We start from the raw sequence: 8,139 nt of genomic DNA on the forward strand, positions 1-8,139 counted from the left end.
CATGCAGGCGATGGCCGACGGAATGGCGGTGCGCACCAAGTATTTCGACGATTACTTCATCGACGCGGTCGGCGCCGGCGTGCGCCAGGCGGTCATCCTGGCATCCGGCCTCGACTCGCGCGCCTACCGGTTGCCGTGGCCGGACGGCATGGTGGTCTACGAGATCGACCAGCCGCAGGTGATCGAGTTCAAGACCACCACGCTGGCCGGCATCGGCGCCGAACCCACCGCCGCCCGGCACACCGTCGCGGTCGATCTGCGGCAAGACTGGCCGGCCGCGCTGCGGGAGGCCGGGCACGACACGACGGCGCCGACCGCCTGGTTGGCCGAGGGCCTGCTGATCTACCTGCCGCCGGAGGCCCAGGACCGGCTGTTCGACAACATCACCGCGCTCAGCGCGCCCGGCAGCACCGTCGCCACCGAATTCGTCCCCGGCATCATCGATTTCGACGCCAGCCGGGTGCAGGACATGGCCGGCGTATTCCGGGAGCACGGCGTCGACGTCGACATGGCGTCACTGGTCTACACCGGGGAACGCAACCACGTCGTCGACTACCTGCGGTCCAAGGGCTGGGACGCCGAGGGCGTCGAGCGAACGGAACTGTTCCGGCGCAACGACATCGAGGTACCACCCCCGGAGCAGGACGATCCGCTCGGCGAGATCATCTTCATCAGCGGCCGGCTCGCGGGTTAGAGTCGCGGGTTTCCCAGCCACAGCGCGCTGACGCCGCCCAGCGTCTGCTCGACATTGTTGAGGATCCCGGCGATCGAGCGGCCCAGCAGCGCGCCCAGCGACGCCGCCGCTGGCTGCGACGAGGCCCGCGGACGGACGAGGTCCAGCAGCGACGACCCGGGATAGCTGACGACGCGTACCTCGGCGTCCTCGTCCAGGCCGGCCAGGACCTTGGCCCGGCGCACCGCGGCCCGGAAGCCGCCGAGCTCGTCGACCAGGCCCCGTTCGAGGGCGTCGGCGCCGGTCCAGACCCGGCCCCGCGCAACGAGTTCAACGGCTTCACCGCTCAACTTGCGGCCCTCGGCGACCCGTTCCACGAAGTCCCTGTAGAGCAGGTCGGCCTCGGCCTCGCGATGCCGGCGCTGTTCCGGCGTGAACGGCGCGTCGACCGACCAGGCATCGGCATTCGCGTTGGTGCGCACCGTATCCGACGCGACGCCCAGGCGATCCTTCAGGTCGCGCACCACCAGCTTGCCGGTGATCACGCCGATCGAGCCGGTGATCGTGCCCGGGTTGGCCAGGATCGCGTCGGCGCCCATCGCGACGTAGTAGCCCCCGGACGCCGCCACGGCACCCATCGAGGCCACCACCGGCTTGCCGGCCTCGCGCGCCCTTGCCACCTCACGCCAGATGGTCTCCGACGCGATGACCGCGCCCCCCGGGCTGTCCACCCGCAACACGATCGCGGACACCGCATCGTCGGCGGCGGCCTCCCGCAGCGCCGCCGCAATGGTGTCGGCGCCGGCGGTCGACGTGCCCAGCGGCAGGAACTGCGGGCCACCGCGTCCGGTGACGATCGTGCCGTCGATGGTGACCACGGCCAGCGTCGGCTTGGGCCGGCGGCCTGGGACCGACGGCACGGGCGGGGTCAGTCGCGGCCGGGCCGCGCCGGCGTAGCGCGCCAGGTAGAGCCGCGGCGGGGTGCTTTCGTCCGAACCATCCTGCACGCCAACCAGTTCCGCGATCCGGGCGTAGGCCTCGTCGCGGAATCCGATCCGGTCGACGAGGCCCGAGGCCACCGCGTCGTCACGCAGCAGCGGGCCCCGGTCGGCCAGCTCGTCGAGCGCCTCCGGCTCGACCTTGCGCGACTCGGCGATCGCTCCCCACACCTGCTCTTGCAGGCTCTCGAGCATCCGCGTGACGGCCTCGCGGTGGGCCTCGGTGAAGCCGCCCTCGGTCAGAAGGTTTGCCGCCGATTTGTATTCGCCCGTCGCGATGATCTGGGCTTCGATCCCCGCCTTGTCGAGCGCGTCGCGCAGGAACATGGCGTTGCTCGCGAAGCCGATCAGCCCGACACTTCCCGAGGGCTGCATCCAGACTTCGCCGAACGCCGAGGCCAGGTAGTAGGACAGCGTGCCTGGGTAGGTCTCGGCCCAGGCCAGCGACGGCTTCACGGCGGCGAACGCCGCGATCGCCTCCCGCAGTTCCTGGACCGCGGCCGGCGGCGCCGCCGCGAGCTGCACGCGCGCGATCAGCCCGGCGACCCGCGGGTCCTCGGCGGCGCGGTGGATCGCCGCGACGGTGTCGCGCAGCGACATCGGGCGGTTGCCCCCGGTGATGATCGCCGTCGGGTCGAAGCCGGTGGTCTCCGGCGGCGCCGAGCGCAGGTCGAACTCGAGGACGCAGCCGTTGGGCACGCCGTGGTGGCGCGCCGTGTCGACGCGGCCGGCCAGGGCGCGGACGTCGTCGAGACTTGGGACCGAGGGCAGGAAACCGAACATGTTCGCAGCCTACCGATCGGGCGCCGTACGGTGGTCGGGTGAGGTTTTCCATCGCGATCCCCCAATTCGACTACGACGATTTCGACGCGCCCGGTCTGCGCGCCTACCTTGCCCGCGCCGAGGAGCTCGGGTTCGAGGGCGGCTGGGTGCTTGAGCAGATCATCGGCGAGGCGCCGCTGCTGGCGCCGCTGGAGCTGCTGGCGTATTGCGCCGCGTGCACCGAGCGGCTACGCCTCGGGGTCGCCGTCTTGGTGACGTCGCTGCACGATCCGCTGCAGCTGGCCTCGTCCGCCACCGCCGTCGACCGGCTCAGCCACGGGCGGTTGGACATCGGGGTCGGGGCCGGCGGCGGCTTTCGCCGATTCGATGCCTTCGGCGTCGAAAAGGCAACGTACATCTCGTATTTCACCGAGGGCTTGGAGCTGATGAAGGCGGCCTGGTCCGACGCGCCCCGGGTGACGTTTCACGGGCGGTTCCGCGACGTCGACGACCTGCCCATCCAGCCGAAGCCAGTGCAGCGGCCGCATCCGCCGATCTGGTTCGGCGGGCTGGCCCCCAAGGCGCTGGCCAGGGCGGTGCGCCACGGTGATTCGTTTCTGGGCGCGGGCTCGTCGACCACCGAGGCGTTCGCCGGGGCCGTCGCCGTGGTGCGCCGCGAACTCGCCGAACAACGAAAGGACCCCGCCCACTTCACCATTGGCAAGCGGGTCTACCTGACGGTCGACGACGACGCGGCGCGGGCCCGGGAGCGGGTGCTCGCGGGGCTGCATCGCATCTACGGCGATACCATTCCCGGCGGCGAAGACGTGCCGGTGTCGGGCACGCCCGACGACGTGGTACGCGGGCTGCGCGAGGTGATCGACGCGGGGGCCGAGTACCTGCTACTCAACCCCGTCGGCGCGGACGTAGGAGAGAACCGCGAACAGATGGAACGCCTTGCCGCGGAGGTCATTCCGCAGCTGAGCTGACTACAGCTCGGTGACCGAGCCGCCGGCCGCGGTGATCTTCTCGCGCGCGCTGCCGCTGAACTTGTGCGCGGACAGGTCGACCTTGACGGTCAACGTGCCGTCACCGAGGACCTTGACCAAACAGTTGCGGCGAACCGCACCCTTGGCCACCAGCTCGTCCACGCCGACGGAACCGCCCTGCGGGAACAGCCGGTTGATGTCGCCGACGTTGACGATCTCGTACTCGGTGCGGAACCGATTCCGGAATCCCTTGAGCTTGGGCAGCCGCATGTGAATCGGCATCTGGCCACCCTCGAAGGTCGCCGGCACGTTCTTGCGGGCCTTGGTGCCCTTGGTGCCGCGGCCGGCCGACTTGCCCTTGGAGCCCTCGCCGCGACCGACACGGGTGCGCGCTTTCTTCGACCCGGGTGCGGGTTTCAGGTCGTGCAATTTGATGGTCATTTGGCCTCCTCCACCTCGACGAGGTGGCGCACCACCGCGATCAGGCCGCGAGTCTGTGCGTTGTCCTCACGGACCACCGAATGGCGGATCCGCCGCAGGCCCAGGGTCCGCAGGCTCTCGCGCTGCTTCCAGCGAGCACCGATGGTGCTGCGCACCTGGGTGATCTTGAGCTGACTCATGGCTGCGCTCCTGAAATCTGAGCCTCACGCGCCGCCGCCGCACTGGCCAGTGCGTCGCTTTCCCGGCGCGCCTTCAACATGCCGGCCGGGGCGACGTCCTCGATCGGCAGTCCGCGGCGAGCGGCCACCTCCTCGGGACGCTGCAGGAGCTTGAGCGCGGCCACGGTCGCGTGCACCACGTTGATCGCGTTGTCACTGCCCAACGACTTGGCCAGGATGTCGTGCACCCCAGCGCATTCCAGGACGGCGCGGGCCGCGCCGCCGGCGATGACGCCGGTACCCGGGCTGGCGGGACGCAGCAGCACGACGCCCGCGGCCGCCTCACCCTGCACCGGGTGCGTGATGGTGCCGCCGATCAACGGGACCCGGAAGAAGCCCTTGCGCGCCTCCTCGACACCCTTGGCGATCGCGGCCGGCACCTCCTTGGCCTTGCCGTAGCCGACGCCGACCATGCCGTTGCCGTCGCCGACGATGACCAGAGCGGTGAAGCTGAATCGCCGTCCACCCTTGACCACCTTGGAGACGCGGTTGATGGCGACGACCCGCTCCAGGTAGTTGCTCTTCTCGCCGTCGCGGTCACGACCGCCGCGGCCACCACCGTCGCGCCGGCCGCGGCTGTCGCGGCCGTCACCGCGCGAGTCGCGGCTGTCGCGGCTGTCCGGGCCCTGCCCGCCGGCCGACTGTTCCGCCATTATGCGGTCCTTCCAGTTGTCATCAGGCTCATGTTGTTCATCAGAATCGCAATCCGTTCTCGCGCGCGGCATCCGCCAGCGCGGCGATCCGTCCGCCGTAGGTGTACCCCCCGCGGTCGAAGACCACGGTCTCGATGCCGGCGGCCTTGGCGCGCTCGGCGATCAACTGACCGACCCGCACGCTGCGCGCCTTCTTGTCGCCGTCCAGGCCACGCACGTCGGCCTCGATCGACGACGCCGCGGCCAGCGTGGTGCCGTTCTCGTCGTTGACCAGTTGCACGTGGATGTGCCGCGCGGAGCGGTGCACCACCAGCCGCGGGCGCTGCGGGGTGCCCGCAAGCTTCTTGCGCAGCCGCGCGTGCCTGCGCAGCCGGGAGACCCGCCGCGTCGCGGATACGTTCTGCCCCACCGGCTTTCCGGCCGGGGCGGCCGTCTTCGTTTGCGCCATGACTACTTACCTGTCTTTCCGACCTTGCGGCGGATCTGCTCGCCCTCGTAGCGCACGCCCTTGCCCTTGTACGGGTCAGGGCGGCGCAGGCGGCGGATGTTCGCCGAGATCTGACCGACCTTCTGCTTGTCGATCCCGGTGACCGTGAACTTCGTCGGTGACTGGACCGCGAACGTGATGCCCTCCGGCGCCTCGATCACGACGGGGTGGCTGTAGCCCAGCGCGAACTCGAGGTTGGAGCCCTTGAGCTGCACGCGGTAGCCGACACCGAAGATCTCCATCTTGACGGTGTAGCCCTCCGTCACGCCGGTGACCAGGTTGGACACCAGGGTGCGCGACAGCCCGTGCAGCGAGCGGTTGCGCCGCTCGTCGTTGGGGCGGGTGACCACGATCGCGCCGTCGTCGTTGCGCGCCACCGTGATCGGTTCGGCGACGGTCAGATTCAGGCTGCCCTTGGGGCCCTTCACCGAGACGTTCTGGCCGTCGATCGTTACGTCGACTCCGGAGGGGACCGGAACCGGCTGCTTACCAATACGTGACATGTTTAACCCCTCACCACACGTACGCGAGGACTTCGCCGCCCACGCCCTGTCTGGCTGCCTGACGGTCGGTGAGCAGACCCGACGAGGTCGAGATGATCGCGACGCCCAGTCCGCCGAGCACGCGCGGCAGGTTGGTGGATTTCGCGTACACCCGCAACCCCGGCTTGGACACGCGGCGCAGGCCGGCGATGCTGCGTTCCCGGCTCGGCCCGTACTTGAGCTGGACGACCAGCGACTTGCCGACCCGAGCGTCTTCGGTGTGGAAGTCGTTGATGTAGCCCTCGTTCTTGAGGATCTGGGCGATGTTGGCCTTGATCTTCGAGTGCGGCAACGTCACCTCGTCGTGATACGCCGAATTGGCGTTGCGCAGACGCGTCAGGAAGTCGGCGATCGGATCGGTCATCGTCATAGTTGCGTCCTATGTCCCGTCACCAGCTGCTCTTCTGCACGCCGGGCAGCTCGCCCGCGTGCGCCATCTCGCGCAGGCAGATTCTGCAGAGCCCGAACTTGCGGAACACCGCGCGCGGACGTCCGCACTTGCTGCAGCGGGTGTAGCCGCGCACAGCGAACTTCGGCTTGCGCGCGGCCTTGTTAACCAGTGCCTTCTTAGCCATCTAGTCAGTTCTCCTTGAACGGAAATCCGAGGGCCCGCAACAGGGCTCGTCCTTCGTCGTCGGTCGTCGCCGAGGTGACGACGTTGATGTCCATGCCGCGGACCCGGTCGATCTTGTCCACGTCGATCTCGTGGAACACCGACTGCTCGGCAAGTCCGAACGTGTAGTTGCCGACGCCGTCGAACTGCTTGGGCGAAAGCCCGCGGAAGTCACGGATACGCGGCAGCGCGATCGAGGTGAGCCGGTCGAGGAACTCCCACATACGGTCCCCGCGCAGCGTCACGCGCACGCCGATCGGCATGCCCTCGCGCAACTTGAACTGCGCGATGGACTTTCGCGCCTTGCGGATCTCCGGCTTCTGGCCGGTGATCAGCGCCAGGTCGTTGACGGCACCGTTGATCAGCTTGGCGTCACGAGCCGCCTCGCCGACGCCCATGTTCACGACGACCTTGGTGATGGTCGGGATCTGCATGACGTTGCCGTAGCCGAACTGCTTGTGCAACGCATCGCGAATCTCGTTGCGGTAGCGCACTTTGAGGCGCGGCTGAACTTTCTCTGCTGTGGTCATCAGATGTCCTTGCCGTTGCGCTTGGAGACGCGGACGCGCTTGCCGGTTTCCTCGTCCACCCGGTAGCCGATGCGGGTGGGCTTGCCGTCCGAGTCGACCACCATCACGTTGGACACGTGGATCGGGGCCTCCTGCGTGACGATGCCGCCCGAGCGGGCGCCACGCTGGTTCGTGGAAACCGCGGTGTGCTTCTTGATCCGGTTGACGCCCTCGACCAGCACGCGGTTGCGTTCCGGGTACGCCTGCAGCACCTTGCCCTTGGCACCCTTGTCCTTACCCGCGATGACGAGGACGGTGTCGCCCTTGTGGACCTTCATCTACAACACCTCCGGGGCCAGCGAGATGATCTTCATGAATCGCTTCTCGCGCAGTTCGCGCCCGACGGGCCCGAAGATGCGCGTCCCGCGCGGGTCGTTGTCGGGCTTGATGATCACCGCGGCGTTCTCGTCGAACTTGATGTAGCTGCCGTCGGGACGCCGGCGCTCCTTGACCGTGCGCACCACGACGGCCTTGACGACGTCCCCGCGCTTGACGTTGCCGCCGGGGATGGCGTCCTTGACCGTGGCGACGATGACGTCACCGATGCCGGCGTAGCGTCGCGACGAACCGCCGAGCACCCGGATGCACAAGATCTCCTTGGCGCCGGTGTTGTCGGCAACCTTCAGCCGCGATTCCTGCTGAATCACTCGATCTCCTGACCTGGTTTCATATGTGCACGGCAGGAGAAAACGTCTCAATGAGCAGTGCTCACCAAAAACCTGACGTGCGCGGTCTTTGTCACCTAAGGGCACGCGGGGCCGATAGTGCTTTCGCTTACCGGCCGAGGTCTGCCCAAGGCAACCCCTAGAGTCTAGGGGACGACCAGCTCAGAGCCAAATTCGCCTAGAAGGGTGGTGGTTCTTCGTCGTCGGTGGGTGGGGGCAGGGCGAAGTAGTCGGGGATTTGGGCTTTTCGGGCCAGGCGGGCGTCGCGGTTGTGGCGGCGTTCGGTGGCGATGCGGGAGGCGCGGTCTTGGGCGCGGGTGCGCCGGCGTTTGGGCATCATCGCGGCCCGCTCGGCGCAATAGTCGTGCGGCGGGTCGGCCTCGGCGGCCGGGAAGACACCGCCGACGCCGCGACACAAACTCGGGAACAGCAGCGCGCTGCCCGGGGTGGTCACATAGGTGTGCCCGGCCGGGGAGGTCAAGATCAGCGTCCCGTCGGCCAGTTGCTTTTCCGTCCAGCCGAAGAAGGT

The 8,139-nt window shown here is 68.5% G+C and carries 13 protein-coding genes and 1 pseudogene; 2 read left to right on the forward strand and 12 right to left on the reverse strand.

Going from position 1 to position 8,139, the window contains the following annotated elements:
* On the forward strand, positions 1-694 hold a 694-nt coding region (locus A5706_RS18055; RefSeq protein ID WP_068133200.1), incomplete at its 5' end, for an SAM-dependent methyltransferase.
* On the opposite strand, the gene sppA is transcribed toward A5706_RS18055, so the two are convergent.
* On the reverse strand, positions 691-2,454 hold the full coding sequence (sppA, locus tag A5706_RS18060; RefSeq protein WP_068133203.1) for a signal peptide peptidase SppA: 1,764 nt from the start codon (positions 2,452-2,454) through the stop codon (positions 691-693). The two genes, A5706_RS18055 and sppA, sit on opposite strands and share 4 nt — an antisense overlap.
* Positions 2,455-2,492: 38 nt before the next feature.
* On the opposite strand from sppA, the gene A5706_RS18065 reads away from it, so the two are divergent.
* Entirely contained in the window at positions 2,493-3,422 is a 930-nt protein-coding gene (locus tag A5706_RS18065) for an LLM class flavin-dependent oxidoreductase (RefSeq protein ID WP_068133206.1), read from the forward strand.
* Here the strand turns inward: A5706_RS18065 and rplO are convergent, their stop codons facing one another.
* The 11 genes and pseudogenes from rplO to A5706_RS33725 all read right to left on the reverse strand — a co-directional run.
* A complete protein-coding gene (gene rplO, locus A5706_RS18070; protein ID WP_068133210.1) occupies positions 3,423-3,863 on the reverse strand; it encodes a 50S ribosomal protein L15 in 441 nt (146 codons plus the stop codon).
* On the reverse strand, positions 3,860-4,042 hold the full coding sequence (gene rpmD, locus A5706_RS18075) for a 50S ribosomal protein L30 (protein ID WP_068104474.1): 183 nt from the start codon (positions 4,040-4,042) through the stop codon (positions 3,860-3,862). The genes rplO and rpmD overlap by 4 nt, the downstream gene beginning before the upstream one ends.
* A complete protein-coding gene (rpsE, locus tag A5706_RS18080; protein WP_068104472.1) occupies positions 4,039-4,734 on the reverse strand; it encodes a 30S ribosomal protein S5 in 696 nt (231 codons plus the stop codon). Before rpsE ends, rpmD begins: the two co-directional genes overlap by 4 nt.
* 40 nt (positions 4,735-4,774) lie before the next feature.
* Positions 4,775-5,143, reverse strand: a complete 369-nt coding sequence (rplR, locus tag A5706_RS18085; protein WP_156767209.1) for a 50S ribosomal protein L18 — start codon at positions 5,141-5,143, stop codon at positions 4,775-4,777.
* A gap of 41 nt (positions 5,144-5,184) precedes the next feature.
* Positions 5,185-5,724, reverse strand: a complete 540-nt coding sequence (gene rplF / locus A5706_RS18090; RefSeq protein WP_068104467.1) for a 50S ribosomal protein L6 — start codon at positions 5,722-5,724, stop codon at positions 5,185-5,187.
* A gap of 10 nt (positions 5,725-5,734) precedes the next feature.
* A complete protein-coding gene (rpsH, locus tag A5706_RS18095) occupies positions 5,735-6,133 on the reverse strand; it encodes a 30S ribosomal protein S8 (RefSeq protein WP_067158795.1) in 399 nt (132 codons plus the stop codon).
* A 19-nt stretch (positions 6,134-6,152) separates the two neighbouring features.
* The gene (locus tag A5706_RS18100) at positions 6,153-6,338 is read right to left on the reverse strand and encodes a type Z 30S ribosomal protein S14 (protein WP_011739072.1); all 186 of its coding nucleotides are present in this window, start codon (positions 6,336-6,338) and stop codon (positions 6,153-6,155) included.
* A gap of 4 nt (positions 6,339-6,342) precedes the next feature.
* Positions 6,343-6,906, reverse strand: coding sequence for a 50S ribosomal protein L5 (gene rplE / locus A5706_RS18105; RefSeq protein WP_068133215.1), 564 nt, complete (start codon positions 6,904-6,906; stop codon positions 6,343-6,345).
* Entirely contained in the window at positions 6,906-7,223 is a 318-nt protein-coding gene (rplX, locus tag A5706_RS18110; RefSeq protein ID WP_068133219.1) for a 50S ribosomal protein L24, read from the reverse strand. Before rplX ends, rplE begins: the two co-directional genes overlap by 1 nt.
* Positions 7,224-7,592, reverse strand: coding sequence for a 50S ribosomal protein L14 (gene rplN / locus A5706_RS18115; protein ID WP_003403649.1), 369 nt, complete (start codon positions 7,590-7,592; stop codon positions 7,224-7,226). It abuts the gene before it with no gap.
* A 196-nt stretch (positions 7,593-7,788) separates the two neighbouring features.
* A pseudogene (locus A5706_RS33725) lies at positions 7,789-8,139 on the reverse strand (hypothetical protein); the annotation flags it as partial.

This window comes from Mycobacterium sp. E796, assembly GCF_001672815.1.
Lineage (GTDB): Bacteria > Actinomycetota > Actinomycetes > Mycobacteriales > Mycobacteriaceae > Mycobacterium.